Source organism: Methanomassiliicoccales archaeon, from assembly GCA_026394375.1.
GTDB lineage: Archaea > Thermoplasmatota > Thermoplasmata > Methanomassiliicoccales > UBA472 > JAJRAL01.
Genome location: JAPKYJ010000013.1, coordinates 51,797 through 74,901, shown reverse-complemented (window position 1 = coordinate 74,901; position 23,105 = coordinate 51,797). Strand labels below are relative to the sequence as shown.

The 23,105-nt window shown below is 58.6% G+C and carries 22 protein-coding genes; 14 read left to right on the top strand and 8 right to left on the bottom strand.

Annotated elements, in window-relative coordinates:
• Positions 1-161: 161 nt before the first annotated feature.
• Positions 162-1,178 (top strand): hybrid sensor histidine kinase/response regulator, encoded by a 1,017-nt coding sequence (locus tag NT137_02270; GenBank protein MCX6652164.1) that lies wholly within the window; start codon positions 162-164, stop codon positions 1,176-1,178.
• Between the two features lie 119 nt (positions 1,179-1,297).
• Here NT137_02270 and NT137_02265 read toward each other — a convergent pair whose 3' ends face one another.
• Entirely contained in the window at positions 1,298-2,590 is a 1,293-nt protein-coding gene (locus NT137_02265) for an amidohydrolase family protein (protein ID MCX6652163.1), read from the bottom strand.
• 127 nt (positions 2,591-2,717) lie between these two features.
• On the opposite strand from NT137_02265, the gene NT137_02260 reads away from it, so the two are divergent.
• The 6 genes from NT137_02260 (at position 2,718) to NT137_02235 (ending at position 7,645) form a co-directional block, all read left to right on the top strand.
• Complete coding sequence (locus NT137_02260; GenBank protein ID MCX6652162.1) at positions 2,718-3,509, top strand: MBL fold metallo-hydrolase; 792 nt, start codon at positions 2,718-2,720, stop codon at positions 3,507-3,509.
• Between the two features lie 106 nt (positions 3,510-3,615).
• Entirely contained in the window at positions 3,616-4,209 is a 594-nt protein-coding gene (locus NT137_02255) for a hypothetical protein (GenBank protein ID MCX6652161.1), read from the top strand.
• A 3-nt stretch (positions 4,210-4,212) separates the two neighbouring features.
• The gene (locus NT137_02250) at positions 4,213-4,653 is read left to right on the top strand and encodes a hypothetical protein (protein MCX6652160.1); all 441 of its coding nucleotides are present in this window, start codon (positions 4,213-4,215) and stop codon (positions 4,651-4,653) included.
• Between the two features lie 6 nt (positions 4,654-4,659).
• Positions 4,660-6,312 carry a methylamine methyltransferase corrinoid protein reductive activase gene (locus tag NT137_02245; protein MCX6652159.1) on the top strand — a complete coding sequence of 551 codons (1,653 nt, stop codon included), beginning with the start codon at positions 4,660-4,662 and terminating at the stop codon, positions 6,310-6,312.
• Positions 6,313-6,413: 101 nt separating this feature from the next.
• Entirely contained in the window at positions 6,414-7,040 is a 627-nt protein-coding gene (locus NT137_02240) for a hypothetical protein (protein ID MCX6652158.1), read from the top strand.
• Between the two features lie 53 nt (positions 7,041-7,093).
• Positions 7,094-7,645 carry a hypothetical protein gene (locus NT137_02235; GenBank protein ID MCX6652157.1) on the top strand — a complete coding sequence of 184 codons (552 nt, stop codon included), beginning with the start codon at positions 7,094-7,096 and terminating at the stop codon, positions 7,643-7,645.
• A gap of 111 nt (positions 7,646-7,756) precedes the next feature.
• Here the strand turns inward: NT137_02235 and NT137_02230 are convergent, their stop codons facing one another.
• Complete coding sequence (locus NT137_02230; protein MCX6652156.1) at positions 7,757-9,166, bottom strand: methanol--corrinoid methyltransferase; 1,410 nt, start codon at positions 9,164-9,166, stop codon at positions 7,757-7,759.
• Between the two features lie 12 nt (positions 9,167-9,178).
• The gene (locus tag NT137_02225) at positions 9,179-9,976 is read right to left on the bottom strand and encodes a cobalamin-dependent protein (GenBank protein MCX6652155.1); all 798 of its coding nucleotides are present in this window, start codon (positions 9,974-9,976) and stop codon (positions 9,179-9,181) included.
• Between the two features lie 822 nt (positions 9,977-10,798).
• On the opposite strand from NT137_02225, the gene cca reads away from it, so the two are divergent.
• Complete coding sequence (cca, locus tag NT137_02220) at positions 10,799-12,124, top strand: CCA tRNA nucleotidyltransferase (protein MCX6652154.1); 1,326 nt, start codon at positions 10,799-10,801, stop codon at positions 12,122-12,124.
• On the opposite strand, the gene NT137_02215 is transcribed toward cca, so the two are convergent.
• On the bottom strand, positions 12,125-12,829 hold the full coding sequence (locus NT137_02215; GenBank protein MCX6652153.1) for a hypothetical protein: 705 nt from the start codon (positions 12,827-12,829) through the stop codon (positions 12,125-12,127). It abuts the gene before it with no gap.
• 211 nt (positions 12,830-13,040) lie between these two features.
• On the opposite strand from NT137_02215, the gene radA reads away from it, so the two are divergent.
• Both radA and NT137_02205 read left to right on the top strand, forming a co-directional pair.
• Positions 13,041-13,982 carry a DNA repair and recombination protein RadA gene (gene radA / locus NT137_02210; GenBank protein ID MCX6652152.1) on the top strand — a complete coding sequence of 314 codons (942 nt, stop codon included), beginning with the start codon at positions 13,041-13,043 and terminating at the stop codon, positions 13,980-13,982.
• A 32-nt stretch (positions 13,983-14,014) separates the two neighbouring features.
• Positions 14,015-15,022 carry a methyltransferase domain-containing protein gene (locus NT137_02205; GenBank protein MCX6652151.1) on the top strand — a complete coding sequence of 336 codons (1,008 nt, stop codon included), beginning with the start codon at positions 14,015-14,017 and terminating at the stop codon, positions 15,020-15,022.
• Here the strand turns inward: NT137_02205 and NT137_02200 are convergent.
• The gene (locus tag NT137_02200) at positions 15,003-16,439 is read right to left on the bottom strand and encodes a site-2 protease family protein (GenBank protein ID MCX6652150.1); all 1,437 of its coding nucleotides are present in this window, start codon (positions 16,437-16,439) and stop codon (positions 15,003-15,005) included. The two genes, NT137_02205 and NT137_02200, sit on opposite strands and share 20 nt — an antisense overlap.
• 124 nt (positions 16,440-16,563) lie before the next feature.
• Here NT137_02200 and NT137_02195 point away from each other — a divergent pair, with 124 nt between their 5' ends.
• Positions 16,564-17,379: a UbiA family prenyltransferase gene (locus NT137_02195; GenBank protein MCX6652149.1), complete on the top strand. Its 816-nt coding sequence runs from the start codon at positions 16,564-16,566 to the stop codon at positions 17,377-17,379.
• Positions 17,376-18,113: a geranylgeranylglyceryl/heptaprenylglyceryl phosphate synthase gene (locus NT137_02190; protein ID MCX6652148.1), complete on the top strand. Its 738-nt coding sequence runs from the start codon at positions 17,376-17,378 to the stop codon at positions 18,111-18,113. Before NT137_02195 ends, NT137_02190 begins: the two co-directional genes overlap by 4 nt.
• A gap of 35 nt (positions 18,114-18,148) precedes the next feature.
• Here the strand turns inward: NT137_02190 and pdxT are convergent, their stop codons facing one another.
• Positions 18,149-18,739 (bottom strand): pyridoxal 5'-phosphate synthase glutaminase subunit PdxT, encoded by a 591-nt coding sequence (gene pdxT / locus NT137_02185; protein MCX6652147.1) that lies wholly within the window; start codon positions 18,737-18,739, stop codon positions 18,149-18,151.
• Between the two features lie 197 nt (positions 18,740-18,936).
• Complete coding sequence (locus tag NT137_02180) at positions 18,937-20,388, bottom strand: AMP-binding protein (GenBank protein ID MCX6652146.1); 1,452 nt, start codon at positions 20,386-20,388, stop codon at positions 18,937-18,939.
• A gap of 127 nt (positions 20,389-20,515) precedes the next feature.
• Between NT137_02180 and NT137_02175 the strand changes: the two genes are divergently transcribed.
• A complete protein-coding gene (locus NT137_02175; GenBank protein MCX6652145.1) occupies positions 20,516-21,289 on the top strand; it encodes a DUF169 domain-containing protein in 774 nt (257 codons plus the stop codon).
• A 73-nt stretch (positions 21,290-21,362) separates the two neighbouring features.
• A complete protein-coding gene (locus tag NT137_02170; protein ID MCX6652144.1) occupies positions 21,363-21,668 on the top strand; it encodes a hypothetical protein in 306 nt (101 codons plus the stop codon).
• 15 nt (positions 21,669-21,683) lie between these two features.
• On the opposite strand, the gene NT137_02165 is transcribed toward NT137_02170, so the two are convergent.
• The gene (locus NT137_02165; protein MCX6652143.1) at positions 21,684-23,048 is read right to left on the bottom strand and encodes a radical SAM protein; all 1,365 of its coding nucleotides are present in this window, start codon (positions 23,046-23,048) and stop codon (positions 21,684-21,686) included.
• Positions 23,049-23,105 lie beyond the last annotated feature (57 nt).

The window sequence follows — 23,105 nt, the reverse complement described above, 5'->3', positions numbered from 1 at the left end:
CATCCTGCAGCTAGACAAGAACGTGGCGCCAACGCGTGAGTGAATTCCATTGGCCCACCGTTGCGTACTGGAGACTCAAAATCGTAGCCGGGCCAGAAGATTATTTTAGGTATCGTGACCATAGAATGAAAGGGATTCACTCCTGCCTGAGGTGGCTGAGGATGCGAAAAAAGGGGTCGAAGGTGCTAGTGGCGGCAAGACCAGATGCAATGAACTCGCTCATGGAGATGCTTGCCAAGACCCTCGGCGACGATACGGAAATGAGACCGGAGGGCAGTCTTGCCTCAGCCCTAGAGGCGGCGACCAATAGCGTTCCGGACCTGGTGATCATCGACCTCGGGCTCCCGGGAGGAAATGGATTCGAGCCGCTCAGGAAGATGGCGGAGAGGCTGCCTCGCACTCCCCTCGTGGCTATCACCAATCACGGAGATCGAAGGCGCATCCGCGAGACCTTGGCGGCGGGGGCGCATTCGGTCCTGGTATGGGGGCACTTCGACGATGTCAACCTCAGCGCGGCTCTGGCTGAGGCGACGGCGAAGCGAGACCTGGAGGACGTGAACAAGACGCTTAAGGTGGTCAACAGCATCCTTCGGCATGATGTGATGAACAACCTTACGGTCATCGGCGGCGGGATCGACATATACCGCATGAAGAAAGACGAGAAATTCCTCGACTCTGCGGCGAACGCGGTGGAGAAGTCGGTCGACCTAATCAAGAAGATGAAAGAGGTGGAGTCGGTCGTCTCACCAAAGGAACTTAAACCAATACACGTGAGGGTGGTCTTGGAGGAGGTATTGAGCCGCCACGTTGGCCAGGGCATCCGTTTTGAGGTGGAGGGGGACGTGACCGTAATCGGCGATGATGCGCTCTCCTCGGTCCTGGAGAACCTTGTCAACAACGCCATCGTGCATTCGGGCAGCCAGGTAGTGAGAATAACCATGCGGAAGCTGCCTGAGAATGAGGGGGAGATCCGGATCGCGGACGAAGGGGTCGGCATCCCCGCTGAGGTGATGTCGAAGATATGGCAAGAAGGCTTCAAGTATGGCAAAGGGGGACAATCCGGCCTGGGCCTCTACATAGTCAAGAAGGTCATCGAGCGCTACGAAGGAACCGTCACTGTAGAAGACAACCATCCGAAGGGAGTGGTTTTCGTGCTGCGCATGCGCCTGGCCATTTGATCCTCAAGTTCCAGCGATGATAGTCAATGGGGAAGAGGCTTATCTCCATGACACATTGTGTATCAGGTTTCCCTCCGCGGACGCACCGGCCAGGAGTGCTGTCGAGAGCTGAGCCAGCATTATGCCCGGCCAAGAAGACCGCTGGCCGCTTTTTCTGCTTCTAACGCTACCTGAGCTTCGGGAAGCGTGAGGACCTGGCGGTCGAGCATGAGGATCTTGCCGTCACAGATGACCGTTCGCACGTTCCCCGCGTGCGCGGAATACACCACTCCGGAGACGACGTTCTCGGGGGTCACAGGGCATAGGTTCGGTGCTTGGGATCGTAGAAGGACCAGGTCGGCGCGCTTGCCCACCTCGATGGAGCCTATCTCCGACTGCAGGCCGATGGCCCTCGCCCCACCTAAAGTGGCGAAGTCCAAGGCCTGTTGCGCGCTCACTACCGTGGCGTCCCAACGGTTCGATTTCTGCAGCAATGCCAGCGTCTTCATCTCCCCGAACATGTCCAGGCTGTTGTTGGTCGAAGCACCATCCGTGCCGATGGAGACGTTCATCCCGGCCTGCAGCATCTCGGGGATGGGAGCGACGCCGCCCGTGGCGAGCTTCATGTTGGAAACGGGGCAAGTGGCTACCGACGTCCCGGCCTTGGCCAGGGCCTTGACCTCATTGATGGTCAGCCAGGCGGAATGGGCTGCCAGGCATCGCCCGCTCAGGAAACCTATCTTCTCCAGCCACTCGGCCGGCCGAGCGCCGTGCTTGCGCTTGTGCTCGTACACCTCTCCCCTGGTTTCGGAGAGATGAAAATGCAGCAAGAGGTCGTTGCTCTCCGCGAACTCCTTAGAGGCGAGGAAGGTCTCTTTCGAGCAGACGTAGACGCCTTGCAACCCGATCCCGGGGATGATTCTCTCCGAATCCCGAAAGCGCGCCTGGAAGCGCTTGCAGTTGTCCAGCGGCACTCCCTTCTGCGTCGTGAACTCCTGGTCGAGGACGGCCCAGCATAGTACGCCTCGCAGACCGGCCTCCTCCACCGCTTTGGCGATGATGTCCTCCGAATAGTACATGTCCACGAAGGTGGTCGTGCCGCCCCGGAGCATCTCCAGACATCCCAACCTTGCGCCAGCCAGGATGTCATCGTCCGTGCGCTTTGCGTCCAGGGCGAACATCCTGTCCAGGAACTTGCCGAATGGAACGTCGTCCGCCACTCCCCGCATGATGCTCATGGCGACGTGGGTATGGGCGTTGACGAATCCGGGCAAGAGGATGTCTCCCTTGGCATCGATCACTCTGTCCGCGGAGGCTTTCACCTTGCCCACCTGGGCAATCTTCCCGTCCCGCACCAACACGTCGCCTCTCAGCACTTCGCGGGTCGAGTTCTGCGTCAGGACCAGGGCATCCTTCACCAGCAGGTCGGACATGACAACCGCGCTTCGCATGCCATTCCCCGCTATTCAAGTTTTGGAAGGCCAGCTTTGGGTAGAGGGTGCAAAGCATTAATTGCGTGGGGGCGACTACTCGATGCCTCGGCTGCAGCGGGGTCACGGAATGGTCACCATCATCTTCCTGGGTTCGGGCGGAGGTCGGTTCTCCATGGTGTACCAGGTGCGTCGCACCGGCGGCATCTACATCAAGGACGGCGGGAACTTGCATATCGACCCCGGCCCGGGGGCGGTGGTGGCTCTGCGCGAAGCCCATCTCGATCCAGCGGCCACCGACGCCATCCTTATCTCTCATGCTCACCCAGACCACTACGTGGACGCGGAGGTGCTGGTGGAAGGGATGACCAGATGCAACTTCTCCCACCGTGGATTGGTGGCCGGGGCGGTGAGCGCGATCGAAGGCCGAGGCGATTTCGGTCCCGTGCTGTCCGCCTACCACAGACGGATCGCAGGCGAGGTCCGAGCATTGTCGGTTGGTGAGGAAATGGTGGCAGGTGGACTGATGATACGCGCAACGCCGACAAAACACTCCGACCCGGATGGGATCGGCTTTCGCATCTCCACTTCCAGCGGAGTGATCTCCTACGTCAGCGACAGCGAGCTGGACGATGACGTCGTGTCCGCTCACCAAGGGGCGAGGGTGCTCATCATGTGCGTGACCCGCCCACTAGGATCAAGGGTCAAGTATCATCTCGCCACCGAGGACGCGGCGGAGATGACCGAGGCCATTCGTCCCGAGGTGGCGGTTCTGACGCATTTCGGCTCCAAGTTGGTGCAAGAAGGGGCGGAGAAGCAGGCCAGGTATGTCCAGGATCGGACCGGGGTGAGGACCATCGCCGCTCGTGACTTCATGCGCTTGACCGTTGGGAAGGCGATTAGGGCGCGGACAAGGACTTGAAGTCGCCGTCCAAAGGCCCGTCGTGATCAAGAGCCGGTTTCCAAGTTCTCCAGGCGAAGCGTCTGGACACAAGCTTCTTAACGCTGCAGCCAATTCATAACGATTGATGATGATCTGTCAACTGGCCGGGTTCCTAGGGAGCGGCAAGACCACTCTCATGATCCGCTTGGGCAAGGAATTGGGAGGAGCGGGCAAGAAGGTCGCAATCATCGTCAACGAAGTGGGCGAGGTGGGGGTGGACGGGGCGGTCATCGAGTCCTTCGGGCTGAGGTCGGTCGAGCTCACGGAAGGATGCATCTGTTGCTCATTGTCCGGGAGTCTGCAGAACACCTTGAGGATAATTTCCAAGGAGTACAAGCCGGACATCATCCTCATCGAGCCGACCGGACTAGCACTTCCTTCGAAGATCAATACCATCATCCGCACCTCCATGGTGGAGTTCGATCGCAACATCTCGGTGGCTTTGGTCGATGCGTTCAGGGCGGAGAGGCTTTTCAACGAGATGAGGCAATTCTTCAGCAGGCAGATCTCGGGCGTGGACATCATCGCCATCAATAAGGTGGACCTCGTTCCTCCAGAGAGGATCAAGGAGATCGAAGGCATGATCAGGGAGCTCAACCCGAAACCCCCTCTGGTGCACATATCCGCCAAGGAAGGGGAGGGAGTGAGGGAGCTGATGACGGCATTGGGGGTGACCTGAGCGATGGGCGATGAGGACACAAAGGAACTGGCAGAGGCGGGCTCCTTTGGCCTCAAGGTGGACTTCGAGTCACGAGGGGACCTCAGGGCACAGGACCTGACGAAGATGATGGGCAACCTCCTGCTGGAGGTGGCGAACCGGATAACGGGCAAGCAACCATTGATCGGCCATGTGAAGGCGTTCATCAAGACCCCCCTTGGACATATCCAGCTCAACCTGGTAGACACCGAGCTGGGGCTGGAGACCGTCCAGACCATAGGAGACGGGGCGATAACCTCGGGAAGCATGAACCTGATGGCCGCCATCGTAGGGACCGAGGACAGGAAGATAGAGGAAGCGATGCGCAAAGCCTTGGAACCAGTGGCCTTGAAGTTGAAGATAACCATTCATGAGCGCGATCACGATCAGACTCGGAACCTGGACAAGTTGATATCATTGGGGTGAAAGGACTTGAGCGAGGAATTCGGCATCTCCATCGATGTGGGAACGAGCGGGACACGCGCGCACGCGATCGACCTGAAGACCAAGGACATCATCTCCACCGCGATCACCGTCAGACACCCTGTTCCAGGAATGAACGTCATGGACCATCTGACATTCTGCATCGAGGCGTCGACGGATATCGCCAACAAGCTCCTGATCGATTCCACCAATCGCTTGCTGGCGCTGCTGGGCATCGACCTTATGAAGGTGAGGACGATGGCCATCTGCGGCAATCCTATCCAGCTCTCGATCTTCCAGAACATGGAGATCCGCGACCTGGCCTTCGCTGGAGAACGCGCCCTGAAGGTCAGAGGGGTGGAGCACCAGAAGAGGGACGCCAAGGTGATCAAGGCCGGCTCGCTCGGGCTGGCGGTGAACCCCGAGGCGGACTTGTACGTGCCTCCGGCCATCAAGCACGAGATCGGAGCCGACGCGCTGGCGATGATGCTGAAGACCGGGCTGCTGGAACGGAAGGAGACCTGCCTGGTCACCGATTACGGGACCAACGCTGAGATGGCCCTTAAGGTCGGCGATGAGATCTATACGGGCTCGGCCGCGGCCGGACCGGCGATCGAGGGACAGCACATCAAGCATGGCATGCTGGCATCTCCTGGCGCCATATGCGACCTGGAATACGAGTTCAACTGGAGGATGAAGGTACTGGATGAGAACCTGCTCCCCCAAGACGGGGACCTAATGGACATCACCACCGGCAACATCATCGAGGAAGGTGGGATGCATGGCAAGGCCATAGGGGTCACCGGCACTGGCGTCATCGCCGTCATCGCGGCGGGCATGGAGACATACCTCATCAAGCCACCGAAGATACTGACGAAGGATGGCAAAATGCACCTCCAAGAGGGCATCTCCATCGACACCCACGACTTCCTGGAGGCTGCCAAGACCTTCGGTGCCATGCGAGCCGGGCACTTCACCCTGCTGGAGCACGCGGGCATCAAGTTCGCGGAGCTGGATAGCATGTACATGTCTGGCGCATCCGGAACCTATGTCGATGCCCTCAAAGCGCAGAGGGTCGGTCTGATCCCTCCCTCCTTCAACACCGTGTACCAGGTAGGCAACACCTCGCTGGCCTTGGCCACGGACATCGTCAAGGACCCGGAGATCATCGACCGTTTGCAGACCGTGGCCAACTCCATTCGCTCCAACCATGTGATGTTCGCCACCGACAAGGTCTTCGAGACCATCTTCATCCAGGAGCTGGCCTACTGGCAAGAGGGGATGCCCTTGGACGCGTACAACATGATGCTGCGCATGGAGGGCATCCAGGAGCTGCCCAAGAAGATCAAGAAGTGCAAGGTCGTGAAGCTCGTCCAGCGTGACATACCGATCCTCGGCGACCTGGGGCTGAGGATACTGAGGGACATCGGGGTCAAGATAGAGGGCAGCTTCGAGGGCTGCATCGGATGCGAGAAGTGCAAGGAGGCGTGCCCCGAGAGCGCAATAGCCATTGACTCCACGCCCAGCGGCTACCACATCTGCGTGGCGTCGGACCTATGCGGAGGCACGGCGTGCTTGAGGTGCGAGCAGGGCTGTCCCGAGAAGGTCTTCAAGTTCCGCAATCTCAAGATAGGCAAGGTGGAGAAGGCCGCCAAGGCCTGAGTTGCGGCCCCGATATTCCAATGGTGGCGCCTTTGCGGAGAATGCTCGATGACAACAATTATATGTAAAACATGTTATTGAATTCCATTGGGGTATGTCGCGTGGTCGTGGAAGAGGTCGACTTCTATAACCTCTCCCCGGAGATCATCGTCAAGTATCTGCCGGGGAAGGATTGCGGCAATTGTGGGTATGCATCTTGCCCGGAGTTCGCCAAGCCTCTCAGCGAGGGTAAGACTTCGGTGAAGGACTGCCCGGAGATGGCCATGAGGATGAGCGAATCCCTGGCCGGGGCACTGTCGATAAAGCTGGAGGTGCACGAGGCCGATGCCACGATGAGCACGGTCTCGGAGAAGATGATAGAGCTCAATTTCCCGAGTGAGGATTCGCCGGTGCTCATCACCGGCAACTCCGGGGTGACGATCGAGGTGCTCAAGCTCATTTTCTCAAAGACGCCTGGAGCGAGCGCGTATCTGGTTCCTACGGAAACGAAGGGGTTCACCATCGATCACGCGGCCGGGATGAAGCTGGTAACGCCCATGACCGTAATGCGGGGATTGACCAACAGCGCAGTGGCCATGAAGGTCAACCACCATAAGCTGATCATACCCGGATTGTGCGCGGGGATCGAGAAGCAGCTTGAGCAGATAACCAGGTGGACCGTGGAGGTTGGCCCGATCAGCGGCTTCGAGCTTCCAGCCTTCATCATCAACAGTATGGAGAACCGCTGAGGCAGGTCGAGCTGAGAAGGCTGGCTTGAACTCGAACCGGACAGGTGGTGTTGATGCTCACAAGGGAAGCGGCTCTCGATCTGGTCAGGACCTATGTCAAGAAGGAAAACAACATCAAGCACATGATCGCCGTCGGGGCGGTAATGCGCTCCGTCGCCTCCAGATTGGGCGAGGACGCAAATAGATGGGAGTTAGTGGGCATCTTGCACGACATCGACTTCGAGGTCTGCACCGGTCCTGCCGACCATACCATCAAGGCCAAAGATCTACTCAAGGACACCGTCGACGTCGATGTCATCGAGGCAATAATGGCACACAACTTCGAGAACACCAAGGTCCCGGTCGATTCCCGCTTGAAGATCGGATTGGTGGCGTGCGATGCCGTCTCCGGCCTGGTGCTCGCATGCGCCCTGGTCATGCCATCGAAGAAGATCGTCGATGTGAAACTGGAATCACTTGTCAAGAAGCACAGATCCAAGGATTTCGCCAAGGGCGTTTCAAGGGACCGGATATTGCGTTGCGCGGAATTGGGACTAAGCCTGGACGAGTTCCTCGGGCTGGCGCTCAGCGGCATGAAGGGTGTCTCGGACCAGCTTGGCCTCTGAGCGAATGCACGCATCAACGGCAATATCGCAGGGCAGCACCTCGACCAGTGTCATAAAAAAGGGGATAAAGAAAGGGTTTTGGAAAAGGTTTCATGGAGTTCTTCAGACGCTTTACAGCCCGTAGTTCCTCGGGTTGAACATCGGGATGTCCTTGTAGGTCTTGAGCGCCCAGTCGACGAACTTGTCCTGGTCGTCCGGTAGGGACTTGAGGTCCACGATGATCTTGGCCAGAGTGTCCTTCTCCATCTTGTTCAGGCGGATGCCGCCCTTGGAGTTGGCAGATGCGTCGATCAGCTCCGCAGCCTTCATACCGGCCGCCTTTGACCTCAGGTAGATGTCGTTCCCCTCGCCGACGATGGCCTCTCCGATTTGGTAGGCGTTGTCGTAACAGAGGATGAATCCCTCGGGGCTCTTGAAGCGGTCCGCGGCCATATACAGGTCCCTGAGGACCTTGTCCTTGCCGAGCTGCTTCGCGGTCGTCATCAGCGCGCACTCGTAGCCGATGACGCCCAGCCAGCAGGCTACGGATGACCCACCGAACTCAGGGTGGTACTCGACGGACTCGTTCGACCACAGGTCGCAGGTGTGCGCCATCAGGTTACCCATCAGGTCGGCGTGAGCGCACTGGGCACCCTTGCCTTCCTGGGCCTCAGGCCTTCCGGAGATGGCCTTCAGGATCGGGCCCTCATAGCCGCAGTCCTTGCCCGGTCCGGTAGCGCCAGCCTCATATGCGATCAGGGTCCTTGCGGAAGCGATCGCCCTGGTCACGGCCGCGAACGTCCTGGCAACATCCTTGTCCAGGTAGCCGCCGGCCATGAACATCGAGGTGTTCGCCCCGGCACAGTTCGTGTCGCCGCCAGCGATGACCTTGTTCTTCTTGCAGATGTCGACCAGCTGGGGCCATAGCCACTCCATGTCCAGCGAGCCAAGGTAGCCGATACCGAACAGCCAGGCCTTGATGTCGCCGTTCATGATGGCATAGTCCGAGACCTCCTTGCCACCCATCGACTCGATCGAGAGCATATCGGCGCCGTTCTCCGCAGCGACCTCAGCGGACTCGATGACCTTCTCCGGGTAGTTGTGGACCTTGTCCATCTTCGGCCTTAAGCCCTTCTCGCAAAGCCTGGGGTCGGCGATCGTGTGTCTGATGGAGAGCTCGATGCCATACTCATCGTGGTACTTCTCCATGATCTCCTTCTGACCGGCGACCACCGGCTTCTCGAATTTTTGCGGGTCGTTGACCATCTGCCATATGTGCTCGTTCTCCAGCTGCACTCGTGGGAATCCCAAGGTGATAGCGCGGTCGAGTATGTCCTTGGCGATGTAGTCGACGTACTCCCTCGTCAGGGTCTCGGGGTTCTTGCTAGCGCCGGGCCTGGGGGCGAAGTTGATTTCGGGGATGACATGCCCAGCACCAGCCTTCTGGCCGAGACCGTATGTCACCGGGTATTTCGCCTCACCGAAGACCAGTTCGTCAGCGCTCTTGTATTCCATCCTGGTGAATCTCTTTATTGATGCCATTTTTATCACCTCTTACTTTGCTCCATGGGCACCCACAAGCTCATCCCACTTCAGTCTGAACTTCTGGTAGTTCCAGCCTTCGACGGCCTTGCTCGCCAGGACTGGTCCCTGGACCGCCTTATTGGCGTACACACCCAGCGGGTAGGACTCGACGAACACCCTGTTCACTGCGCCACCAGCGCAGACGAATGGGATTTCGATGCCCTTCTCGATGAGCCTTTCTGCGATCGTCGGGAACGCGGACATGGTCGTGGTCATGAGTGCTGTTCCAGTGACCATCTGGGGCTTCTTTTCCTCGACCATCTTGACAACATCGTCAACCGGCACATCTCTGCCCATGTCGACCACGGTGTAGCCGTTGGACCTGAGCAGGACTGCCGCGATGTTCTTGCCGATATCGTGCGGGTCACCCTCGGCGACATGCATGACAACAGTGCCCTTCATCTCCCTCTCGCCCTTCATCTTACTCTCAGCGGTCTTTATGCCGAGCTCCATCGCCTTTGCAGCCACCATGACCTGGGGCAGGTAGTAGATGCCGCGTCCATATAATTCTGAGACGACATCCATTCCCTTGACGAGCCCCTTCTCGATCACGTCCTCAGGCTTGGTCTTCTCGAGCGCTGCCTTGACGTCTTCTTCCACGCCCTTATAGTTCATGAAGACGACGTCCTCAGCGACCTTCTTCAGCTTGGCGTCGGAAACGGATGCCAAGATCTTTGCGGCCAACGCTTCAGGCTTCTCTTTGGCTTCCGTCTCGATATCATAGCGTCGGAAAACTTCTTCATAGTTTACACTACTTATGTCTATCATTTCTCACACCCCTTACGAACCCCCCCCATATTTCTGGTTATTAGGTGTTCGTATTGAGAGGTCTTCGAGAGATCTCGCGAACCCTCAAAACCTCTAATTGAAATCAGGCGACACCCCTTATATTAACCTTGCTTCAGCTCGCCGCTGCGGTGAGGTTCCCTACGATGCTTCCTTTACATATGTCAGACTTTGATATAGAGATTTAACAGCTTAAATACATACTAATAGGTTGTAGCTTTTGAAATGGTAATTCAATGCGCCTTATCCATGCTTAACAATTGTAAAATTTAACAATAGTCAATATAGTGTTCGTAAAATCCAATCCGCATCTATGAACATTCATTGGCAATTGCCTGTTTCCTATTTTGGGTTGTTACCAACCAATGAGTTACTAAAAAAACGCTTCGAATCAGAGCCTATCCCCTAAGTCAATCGCATGATCTTAACATATCTCCATGAAGCGTATATACCAGCCTCGAGATTCGGTTCTGCAACACATGAGTCCATAGTTAATCATTCAGCGAATGTTAAAAGGCTTAGCCAGATCTTGATTCTTCAGCCTGATATGGTGTCCTATCGGAATCGCTTTAGAACAATTGTACAGATGCGAATAATACATAAATACTTATAGTAGTGCATTACTAGGCGAAAAATCGGTGTCTGAGGTCGGTGGCTCAACTTTCCTCCTAAGCATCTGTCTTGAATCCCCCACACCGGCCTTAGACATCATATATCTCATTCTCTAGACCGCCATCCAGTCATAGCCCGAGGGTCCCGCCTCTGCAGCAAGTATTATCCACAGCGCAGTCAATGGTCGGGTCGATGGATATTGAGAACGAGGTATTGGGAAGGGTGTCTCCGTCCCCTGCCCGTCGAAAGCGGGTGGAGAAGGCCGCCAAGACCCTTCTCGCTCACGTGCTAGAAGCGATCAACGACACCGGATTGCCTCTGGAGGCTACCCTCCAGGGTTCAGTGGCGAAGGACACCTATACCTCCACGCCCGACATCGATGTGTTCATCCTTTTCCCGGAGAGCACCTCGCGCAAGGATCTGGAAATAGTGGGCCTAGGCATCGGCAAGAGCGTTCTGGGAGGAGAAGAGCGCTACGCCGAGCACCCCTACGTTCATGGCATCTACTCTGGGTACGAGGTCGACCTGGTCCCATGTTTCCGCATCTCCAGCCCCGTCGGTCTCAAGTCCGCTGTCGATCGTACCCCTTTCCATACCACTTATATCAAATCGCACCTGGCTGAGAAACAGAAGGCGGACGTGCGCCTGCTCAAGCAGTTCATGAAGGGCATCGGGGCGTACGGTGCCGAGGCAAAGGTGCAAGGCTTCTCAGGATATCTGGTTGAGCTCCTCGTCCTGAGGTATGGAGACTTCCGCTCCGTTCTGGCGGCAGCGGGAAGCTGGAAAAAAGGAGAGGTTCTGGACCTGGAGGGTAAAGGTGAGCGGTTTGACACACCCTTGGTCTTTTACGACCCAGTGGACTCCTCACGGAACGTGGCTTCCGCCGTCTCCATGGACTCGATGGCCTGCTTCCAGCACGCGGCAAAGGCGTACCTGGACAGCCCGTCCATCAGATTCTTCTTTCCCCGGGCGCCGAAGACCTGGCCGCTGCCGAAGATCAAGAAAGAGATGGACAAAAGGGGCACCAGTCTGCTGGTGGTGAGCCTCAAGCGACCGAAGCTCATAGATGATGACCTCTTCCCGCAGATGAAGAAGACGGTGGAGGGTCTGCAAGCGGCGCTAGAAGCGGGGGAGTTCTCTGTGGTCGCCACCAGCACCCATCCCATGGAAGGTCGGGTGGATTTGGTGTTCGAGCTCATGGCGGAAGAGCTGCCAAGGGTGATGAAGCATGTCGGTCCGCCGGTCTGGATCGGGCACGCTGTCGGGTTCTTGGAGAAATGGTCTGGAAAGGCGGTCGTCGGACCTTACATCGAGAACGGGCGCTGGGTAGCGCTGGTCGAGCGCAAGTATCGGCGCGCCCCTGAGCTGGTGCGGGGAGAGGCGATGAAGGCCGCCCTCGGCAGCAGTTTCAGGGACCTCGCAGGAATGGAAGTGCGGGACACCGCTGGTTCGCTGAAGGCCGATATGAAGCGAACACTGTCCCGGCACCTGGACCGTACCCTCCCTTGGGAGAGATGACTAGACCACGGGGTTGACGACAAAAGCACCGTTCGTCGTGGCGCTGTTGCCGGCCTCATCGACAGCCGTGATGGTGTATGTATACGTGGCAGTCGAACCGCTCGCAGTGTAGGTGTTCTGGTAGATGTACGAGCCTGGGACCAGGTTGGGATCCATCTCGACCTGGCCAGTGGTGACCTCTGGCACCTCCACATAGACGTGAGCGATGCGGCCGTTGTCCCTCACCGTAATATTGATGCGAACGCCGTCCCCCGAATAGATCGGAGTGTGGCCTGCGTCGATGTATTTCTCCCACGGCTCGGCGGCGTGCTGGAAGTCCTGAGTGTTGCTTCTGAATTCTGGTGCAAAGTGGTCGGAGAAGGGAGGATTCAGGAGCATGATCCATATGGCCAACCCCAGCAGTATCAGCAGAACGATGTTGCCGGCCAGGGTTCTCATCTGCACCCCCTCGGTATTGATTCTCAAGATCTGCAGGACATACTTGAGCAGGAACGCACCGGCGAAGAGGACGACCACTCCTATCAGGGCCGAGACGCCGGTCAACAAGTATGCTACCGATCCCAGAACGATGCCCAGCAGGGCTGCCACCATGAGCATCTTGGTGCCTTTGATGTCGTTCACGAGGAAGGACTTCTCGTCGAAATCTGGAGGCTTGAACTCGTACTTCTCCGCCTCCACCTCTTCCTTCCTCTTCTTCTTGGCCATGCTCTCCCGTTAAACGGCAGCGGGATTTAAACCTTTTTCACCAATCCCGACGTCGACGAGCCTTGCTGGAGAAGTTGAGACTGACTGCAGCGAATCGATTTAATACTCCCGCCAGGTGATAGATCCTCGAGGCCCGGAGAACGGGCACTTTCGTCCTACCCTCTAGCATGTTTATAAGTGCGCTGAAGATAGGTAAAAGGCAGGTGCATCGATGGCTGAGATGAAACTCGAAGAGTTGCCCGGAGTTGGGCCTGCAACGGCCGAGAGGCTGCGGGACGCCGGTTACACTGATTTGATGGCCATAGCGGTCGAGTCGCCCAAGAACCTCGCGGAAGCGTGCGAGATCGGGGAAGCGGCCGCCACCAAGATAATCGCCGCTGCCAAGGAAGCAGCGGACGTGGGAGGGTTCGAGCCCGGCGATGTGATCCTGGAGAGGCGGCGCAACATGCGCAAGCTCACCTCCTGCTCCAAGGCACTGGATGAGCTCATGGGCGGCGGCTTCGAGACCCAAGCCATCGTGGAGTTCTATGGAGAATTCGGCAGCGGCAAGACGCAGCTGTGCTTCCAGATGGCCGTCAACGCCACCATGCCGTTCGACAAGGGCGGGCTGGAGGGCGAGGTCATCGTCATCGACACCGAGAACACCTTCCGGCCGGAGAGGATCGTGCAGATCGCGACGGCGATGGACTTGGATCCCGCGGAAACGCTGCGCAAGATACACGTGGCGAGGGCGTTCAACTCCTCGCATCAGATGCTACTGGTGGATAAGGCCATGGAGATAGCCAAGGACATACCGATCCGTCTCATGATCGTCGATTCGCTGACGGCGCACTTCCGCGCGGAGTACATGGGAAGAGGCGCATTGGCCGAGAGGCAGCAGCTGCTCAACAAGCACATGCACAATCTGCTGCGCTTCGGGGACCTGAACAACACCGTCATGGCCGTGACCAATCAAGTATCCGCCAAGCCGGACGCGTTCTTCGGGGATCCCACCAGACCAATAGGCGGACACATCGTAGGGCACGCGGCCACCTTCAGGATTTACCTGCGGAAGAGCAAGGGCGGGAAACGCATCGCTCGGCTCGTCGACTCTCCGAACCTCCCCGAGGCCGAGGCGGTCTTCAGCGTTTCCGAGGAAGGCATTCGCGATTGAACTTAATAGCTCCGCGAACTTAGGGGAAGCGAATGAGGCCCCAGGCGACGCTGTTCGAGCTTTCAGGCGAACACCCCTCGCTGCCGAGAGCGGAGGTCATCTCATGCCTGGAGGCGGAGACTGGACGGTCTGAGCTGTTGGCGGAAGGCCCTGGTTTCGTGGCTTGTTCGCTCGGGGATGAGGAACGGGGTAACATCGTCCGAAGGTTGGCCCTCGTCCACCGGTATGGCCGCTACCTCGGCTCCGTGGACCGGGAGCACCTCAAGCCGTTCGTCGATGGTTTGCCACTGCCAAAGGGATCCGTGAGCGTCCGGGTGAAGCGTCACCAAGGTACGAGCACGCCAGAGCAGGCTCGAGATCTCACGAAGCAGATAGGGGCGGCGCTCTCCAAAGGAAGGAACGTGGACCTCGACTCGGCCGAAGTCCCGGTGCGTGTGCTTCTCTCCGACCGTCTGCATTTCTTCATCGAGGAAGGCCACATCGACCGCGATCAGTATGAGGCCAGGCACGTACGAAGTCGCCCATTCTTCTCGCCCATATCGCTCCACCCTCGCTACGCTAGGGCCTTGGTCAATCTTACCCAGGTGCGCGAAGGGCAGACCATGCTCGACCCTTTCTGCGGCACCGGTGGCATCCTGATCGAAGCCGCGTTGATGGGAGCGAAGGTCCTCGGTTCGGATCTCTCAGCGGAGATGATCGATGGCTGTGCCCAGAACATGCGCCATTTCGCGGCCCGGTGGGAGCGTCTGGAGATCGTGGACGTGGGGGATGTCCTGAGCACGTTCGGCAAGGTGGATGCCGTGGCCACGGACCCACCTTACGGGAGATCAGCCTCCACCATGAAGGAACCCATGCTAGAATTGCACCACCGCGCGCTGGTTTCCATCGCCGACGTCCTGCGGCCGGGAGGGCGTGGGGGGATCGTCCTGCCCTGGAGTTGTCAGGACGCTGCAGGTCTGAGACTGGAGCAGAAGCACGCCCAGAGGGTGCACCGGTCCCTCACTCGGCACTACTGTCTGTTCAGATCACCTGGACGGTGAAGCGCTGAGTGGTCCGCTGTCCCTGCGTTGCCGCTGTGACGGACAGCACGTACTTACCTGCCAGTGCCAAGGAATGCACCTGCACCTCGAGAGTCACGTTCGCCGTGCCTTTGTACGGTATCTTGACCGAGAGGCTGTCGGTGGCATTGGCTGAACTGGAATTGGTGGGATAGAGGGTGGCACTGAAAGTGGAGGGGACGTCGTTCACGTCCATCCTCACGGAGATGTTCACGCTGCCGGTGTTCTTCAAGGTCATATTGAAAAAGGCAAGCTGGCCTCCGGAGACCGATGTGTTGTTCAACCCCACGACGTGCATCTCGAACGTCTGTTCCAGAGGTATCTCCTCCATAGGCACGGCAACGAACGATCCTACCAGGATCACCAGGGCCACGGCCCCCACGGTCAGCCGTTTCACGTCGAGTCGGGACACGTCGTTGAGCGGAGCGGGATGCTTCATGCCCAGGAACACGATAAGGGCAGCGAACAGCAACCAGCCAGTGTAGAAGAACACTCCCAGAGCAAAGAGAACGCCCACGGTCACCAAGCTGAGATACTTGGACCTGTCACCCAGCAGCCCGCGGGCCACGTGCCCCCCGTCCAACTGCCCGGCCGGCAGGAGGTTGATGGCCGTGACGAAGAATCCTACCCAGGCCGCGAAAGCCAAAGGATGCATGTTCATAATCCCCTCTGGCTGGGGCACGAGCAGGGCGAGCAGGTTGAAGAAGAACGGAAAGTTAATCACTATCGAGCCGCCGGGCGGAGTGCTGTTATTGGGCACACCTTGGGCGTTGAGCCACAGGCCGATGATCGCCACGGGTATAGTGACCAGCAATCCACCGATGGGCCCAGCCACACCAATGTCGACCAGCGCCTTCTTGCTGGGCATGGGCTCGCGAATGGAGATGAACGCCCCGAACGTCCCCAGAGGTGGTACGGAGGGAATGAAGTAAGGCAAGGAAGCTTCCAATCCGTGGCGCTTGGACATGAGGTAGTGGCTAAGCTCATGCACGCCTAGGATGGTCATTAGAGGGATGGCGAAGAAGACCGTGCCAAAGAGGATGTTGTCCACGGTGAGCAGATCGGTGCTGGAAGAGTATCCGGCCCACAGATACGCCCCAGATAGGATCGTCGTGAGCATGGTCACGACCAGAAGCGCGAGATTGATCCAATTGCGTCCTTTCCTGGCCTGAGGCTTTCGCACCGCCGCTACGGAGTATTCTCCGCCCTTGTACTCCAGAATGGGGATGTAACCTTTGGCGGCCATCTCCTTGCGCAGGTCGTCGAAGTCTCTCTCCAACCTTGACACGTCAGGGGTTATGTGGACCACCACCGCATCGAGGCTGACCTTAACGTCGTAGGTGGCGAAGTGCTTGGCCACCAGGGAACGGACTAGCTCGATCTCAGCCGCTTGGTCCACGTGAACTCCTTCGCCCTTATCAAAGGGCGTGCTATATAACCTTGGCTTAGAACCTGTCATCGTTCAGCGGTTTTCCACCGACTCTCCAGGCAAAAGCTAAAGCACGGGAATCGAATTTGCGCCCGTGAATCGGTTCGCCCAGATATTCCGATTGGGCAATTGCGCTATGGGCGTGGTCGGCCTGGTCCTAGCGGTACTCATCGCCGCCGGCACGGGCATGACCAGCCAATGGGAGAAGGTGCTCATTGCCTCCGGCGTGGTCTTCGCCTTCGTGGCCGGCGGCAACGCGCTCAACGATTATCTGGACAGAGAAGTGGATCGGGTGGCTCATCCCGAACGCCCATTGCCCTTAGGTCGCATGAGACCGGTCACCGCGCTCCGCCTTTCGGCCGGTGCCTTCGTCGTATCTCTCGCGCTCTCCTTGCTCCTGGATCTCGTTTCCATCGCCATCGTGGTCTCCGCCATCGTCATCGTGCTGGCGTACGAGCTCGCCACCAAGAAGCGCGGCCTGGCCGGCAATCTGTCCATTGCCTGGCTGACCGGAGCCCTGTTCCTGCTAGGCGGTGCGATCGTGGGAGGACTGGACAGGACCGTAGCCATCGCCGCCATGGCCTTCTTGGCCACGCTGGGGCGGGAGATCGTCAAAGACATCCAGGACATGGAGGGGGACTATGACCGAGCGACCCTCCCCAAGCGATTGGGCAAGAAGCGGGCGGGCGTGGTGGGAAGCGCTGCATTCCTAGCCGCGGTGGCGATGTCCCCCGAACCCTATCTAGTCGGGGTGTTCGGCATCTGGTACCTGGCCACGGTCCTGGTGGCAGATGCAATATTTATATACTCATCCATAGTTCATTTCCAGAACCCGAAGAGGGGCCAGACCTGGGCCAAGATCGGTATGCTAGCCGCCATGGTCTCGTTCCTCATCGGAGGGATCACATGAACGTCAAGGCGTACATCCGGGAAAGACTGGCAACCCACCATACGCTGCACATGACCCTGATCGATCCGGCCAAGCAGGACTATGAGAGAGCAGGGGAGATCGCGGCCGTGGCGGAGAAGGCGGGCACGGACGCCATCATGGTCGGGGGTTCCACGGATGTCACGCAAGAGAACCTGGACCAGACGGTCCTGGCGATCAAGAAACGCATCAAAGTGCCAGTGATCTACTTCCCTTCGGGCGCCCACGCCATCTCGCGATATAGCGACGCCATCTACTTCATGAGCATGCTCAACTCCCGCAACCGCCGGAACGTGATCGGGGAACAAGTGGCCGGAGCACCTATCATCGCCAAACTGGATCTGGAGACCATCTCCATGGGCTATGTGGTCGTCGAGCCAGGGATGAAGGTCGGCGAGGTGGGGGAGGCGGACGTCATCAAGCGCAACGACCTGCAGGCCGCGGTGGCCTATGGCCTGGCGGCGCAGTTCATGGGCATGGAGCTGGTCTACTATGAAGCGGGCAGCGGAGCACCAGAGCCAGTCCCATCGGAGATGGTGGCGGCTGTCAAGTCAAAGCTGAAGATACCGGTCATCGTGGGTGGGGGCATCAGAAGCCCGGAACAGGCGGCGGCCCTGAAGAAGGCGGGAGCGGACATCATCGTCACGGGCACCGTCGTCGAGGACGGCCAGTTCGGCGGGAAGCTGGAAGCGATCATCAGAGCCGTCAAGTCATAATGCCCGAACGCGCACTGTCATATCCAATCAGCGGCTCACGCCATCTCCAGCAACATCTGGTGCATGCGCAGGTCATGCGAGAGCTCGGGATGGAAGGACAAGGCGATGATCTTCCCCTGCCTGGCCATGACCACCCCTCCATTGTAGCGGCACATCTCCTCGCATTCGCCCCAGACCTTCCGTATCATGGGGGCACGAATGAACACTCCTGGAAAAGGTGAATCGAGACCTTTGATGTCCAACGGTGCCTCGAACGATTCGCGTTGCCGGCCGAAGGCGTTCCGGTCCACGGCCATGTCCATCAGGCCCAGGAGGGCGGTGCCGGTCCTCTCCACTTCTTCATCGCCTTCCTTGGCCAGGAGCACCAGGCCGGCGCACGTTCCCATGATGGGCGTTCCGGCCTTGGCCATGTCCACGATTCGTTCATGCAGTCCGAACCGCACCAGCAGCCGGGAGATGGCCGTGCTCTCGCCACCGGGGATGATGATGGCATCTGAACCGTCCAGGTCGTTCTTGCGCCTCACCGCCACGGCCCTTCCCCTCAGACCCAGAGAAAGCATGGCCTGCTTCGTCGCGGCCAGGTGCTCGGGGAATGCCCCCTGGACCGATATCACCCCGACCTTCATCGGTCTCCATCACCCTCCAACAGCTAAAAGAGGCTTTCGCAGGGATGCCGATCGACCCGCTATCATCGTCCGATCGCAGCAAGAACCAAACCATTGTTCTGATCAATCAATGATCTCTGGACTCATCTGGCGTGGACCGGGGCGCGGTCTCGTCGCCATTGAGGCTTTTTGGCTCAACAAGCGGCCTCGTGCTCTCCCTATCCGTACTGCTTTCGGTTGTCGACGATGGTCCGGGTCTTGGGCACCCATCCTTCCTGATCGGGGGGCTGGATCTCCACTTCGACGGGAGCGAGTAGGTCGTTCTCGAACCCGGACTTGATCTCGTCCAGGGAATGGAGCGCATCCTCGATCGAACGCCTGCCCTCGTTCGCGTCACCTATGTACTCGACCTGGAAGCGCAGCCGGTCCTTGTACCCCTCCTTCTCGATGATCAGGTGGTAGCCGAGCACTCCCCTTACTCCCAGAACAGCCTCGTCGAAAAGCAGAGGGAAGACCTTCTCCCCGAAACCCACCTTGGTCTGCATGTCCGTCCGGCCGCGGATGGCCCCGATCTTGCCCACCGCCTGGAAGCCGCATCCGCAGGGCGGTTCGATGGGTGAGGTGATGTCGTTGGCGCGATAGCGCAACAAGGGCGAGCCTTCGAACATCAGGCTGGTCCACACCAGTTCACCTTCCTTGCGGTTGCCGACGTGCTCTCCGGTGGCCGGGTCGATGACCTCGGCCAGGAAGCCTGCCTCGTTGATGTGCAGCCCGTCCTGGGCCTGGCATTCGATGGTGGTCGCCAGCCCCATCTCCGTCATGCCGTACTGGCTAAGGGCCTTGCAGCCCCAAGCCTCTTCCAGCTCGCGGCGCATGACCTGCGGCAACGGTTCCGCAGATAATATGAGCGCCTTGATGCCAAAGGAGCGCAGATCGTGCTTCTCCCGAGCGAGTAGCGTCAGGCGGTGGATGAAGGACGTGAGGCCGATCATCATGGTGGTGCGATTCTCCCTCATCAATCGCAGCTGCTCTTCCACGTTGATGCTGCTGCAGTTGACCGCCTTCAGGCCGGCTACCTTGCACGCCCCTTCGAGCATCAGCCCCGGATCCCAGGCCGCCACCGTAGGGAACATGATCTGGAGGGTGTCGTTCTGGCGCATGCCCACGTTCTTCAGCGCCGCCGCGATGGGGTCGATGGTGTTCAAGATGTCATTGCGGGTGTAGAACATTCGCTTGCGCATTCCGCTCGTTCCCGAGGTCGTGAAGGCCCGCATGACCTTGGTCTGCGAAACGCACAGGAACTCGAACGGGGATTCGGCTAGGTCCTTCGGTTCGGTCACCGGAACCTTGCATAGGTCGTCGTAGCTGCGGATGTCCTCTGGCCTCAATCCTGTCTCCTTCCACCGACGCTGGTAGAAAGGGCTGTTCTCTCCGGTGTAGCGCATCTGCTTGCGGAACATGTGCAGCTGGTACTCGCGGAGCATCTGGCGGTCGACCTCCTCTGGTCTGGGAGTACCGATGACCTGCCGGAGGCCCTTGGACGCTCGCGCCTCGGCCGCCACCCGGGACAATATCCAATCCTCCAGGGGATGCCGCGATCCCTTGTCTATCTTCGTGGAAGATAGTCGGGTGCGCGCCAGGGCGATGGTCAGCCGCTTGAACGGATTCACTGCTCGGAAAACGGAAGGGCGCGACTTAAGGCTTCTCTTGCCTGAAGCTTCGCTAGGAACGGCAACGAACGTCCTCTTCCCGTGACTTCGAGAAACGGTAAATAGCCTGCCCGTGAATTACCGCCTCATGGCTGGCAGGGACTGGAAGAAGGCCTCATCGGAGCTGAAGAAGTACACCAACCTGCCCACTTCACCGGTGGCGGTCAAGCTGCTGGCGAGCGCGGGCGAGCTCAGCGGAATCAAGGGACTGAGGCAGCTGCAGAACACCGCCCCCTGCCAAATGGCCGCTTGGGCGCGATACTATAGGGAGGAGGGGGTGGTCGGCGCCTCTGCAGAAGGCGTGAAATGCGTTTGGGGCTCCGCTTGCACCGGCCTAATCAAGTCACCCAGTCGTCTGAGCGAAGGCGAGGTGGCATGGCGGTACGCCAAGGATGCTGAAGCGGGAAAGCACATCCAGGACATGATGGGCGTCATCGGTGCGGAGGGCAAGCGCTTCGATGCCCTGGTGATGGCCCCTCTGGAACTGACGCCAGTGGACCCGGAAGTGGTGGTGATGTATGTGACGCCGGCACAGGCGCTCAGGCTGATCGTCGCCTACGCCTTCTGGGCGGGGGAGGAGGTGCGCAGTGTGATCACCGGTCAATCCTCGCTCTGCTCCTCGATCGCGCACGCCTTTCAGGAGAAGAACCTGTTCGTCGATCTGCCCTGCGTGGGCGACCGCACCTTTGGTCTGGTGCAAGAGCAGGAGATGCTCGTGGCCTTCCACGAATCGCGATTGGAGCAGATCGTGGAAGGGCTTCGAGAGACGGAGGATTTCTCCTCCCATCCTTTCAGACCGTTCCTGCGTTGGCCGGTGATCTTCGCTCCGGACATGGAGCCCCGCCGAACGGAGCTAGAGTGATCGTTTCTTACCCATCCAGGAAGCTCCGGAGAGCATTTAAGTACGAGCAAATCGTTCAACGCCAAGGGTAAGCATGCCACTGACCGAGCACATGAGGCAGATGGGCGTAACGCCGAAGTTGATGAAGACCACGCAGAAGATCAAATGCCCGCGCTGCGGCCTCGAGTTCTCGTTGTTCCAGTCCCGGGCGATCGCTTGCGTTGGCTGCAAGGCGGCGGCGTTCAGCTGCGAGAAGGCCCGCTGCCTACGCTGCGACCTGGAGTTCCCTCTGCACGGACCCATCGTCCCTACGGAGCTGGGTCAGCGCAACGTCTCCAACTACATGAACAGCATCATCGACAAGTACTACAAGAGCGTGGGCAAGAAGCCCTCGCGCTGATGTATTGTTTGTCCCTCAATCCTTCTTCCCGTACTTGGACCAGATCTCGTGCCGGTAGAGCGTGCGCCCGTCCTTGGAGTTGATGTTGAAGAGGCAGAATGGAATCAGTCTGCCATCCGGCGTCACGGTGTGAATGCAGCAGTTGCACAGCCTTTCCGTTTCCACGGTCCAAGCATCCTGGAAGGCCATAGTGCTCACGGTCAGATAGCTGGTCTTGGCCCGCTCGATGAAACTGCCCCAAGTGTTCTCTTCCGTTTCCGGTTCGCCCATCTGCTCGTCGATGAACCGCCAGAGATCGGACACCTCCTTCCTTGTCTTGGTGGCGATCTCCTTGGTGTCCTTGGGCGGTCCCATGGCCCTGTGCGTCAACGGGAACAGCGAACCATCCTCCATCAGCACGGACATGGACTTGGCGTCGCAGTGCACGTTCGAGCAGGAGGTGGGGATGAAGTTGTCCGCTCGCAGTTCGCCCTTGGTCTGCTTCTCTATCTCCCGCAAGAGGTCAGGAATGGTGATGCGGTCCTTGTTGTCCGGGTCGATGGGATAGCGGCCGAAGTAGCTCATTGGCTGGAAATGAATGCCTTTGACGGTGGGGATCCACTTCTTCGCGAACTGGATCACCTCCCCCACCTTGTCCTGGTTGATGTTCGGCGAGACTACCGTCACCAGGGTGATGCCCATGCCCACCTTGGCGCAGTTCTCGATGGCCCTGAGCTTTGGTTCGAGCAGGTCCTTGCCACAGGTCTTCATGTAGATGTCCGAATGCAGCCCATCGAAGGAGAAGTAGAGCGAGTCCACGCCCGCCTCTTTGATGGATCTCAGATACTCGATGTCCTGACCGAGGCGCACGCCGTTGGTGTTGACCTCGATATAATCGACCCCCATCTTCTTTCCCATGCGCACGATCTCCGGCAGGTCGTCGCGGATGGTCGGTTCCCCTCCCGATATCTGGATGCATATAGGGTGAGGCACATCAGAAACGATGGTCTCGTACATTTTCTTGATTTCTTCCAGGCTGGGGTGGAAGCGGTATCTCTCGTTGGCGCTGGCGAAGCAGATGGGGCACTTAAGATTGCAGGAGTTCGTCACTTCGAGCACGACGATGCAGGTGTGCTGCCGGTGATCCGGGCAAAGGCCGCAGATCTGGGGACATTCCCCGCTCTCCTTGACCGCGTACTTGGCCGGCCGAGAGAACTCCGCCTTGTAGCGCAACAGGTCCTTGTAGTCCTCGACGCCCGTCCAAATGAGCACCTTGAATTCGCCGTGCTCAGGACAGGTCTTGACCAGGTAGATCTTGTCGTCCTCCGCGATCTTGACGGCGGGTATGGTCTTGAGGCACTGTGGACAAAGGCTGTTGGTCTCCCCTATCTTTTCGCTCATGCTAGGCCACCTGGGAATACACTCCGAACGACCTCGATTCTATTCAACCTTTCGCGT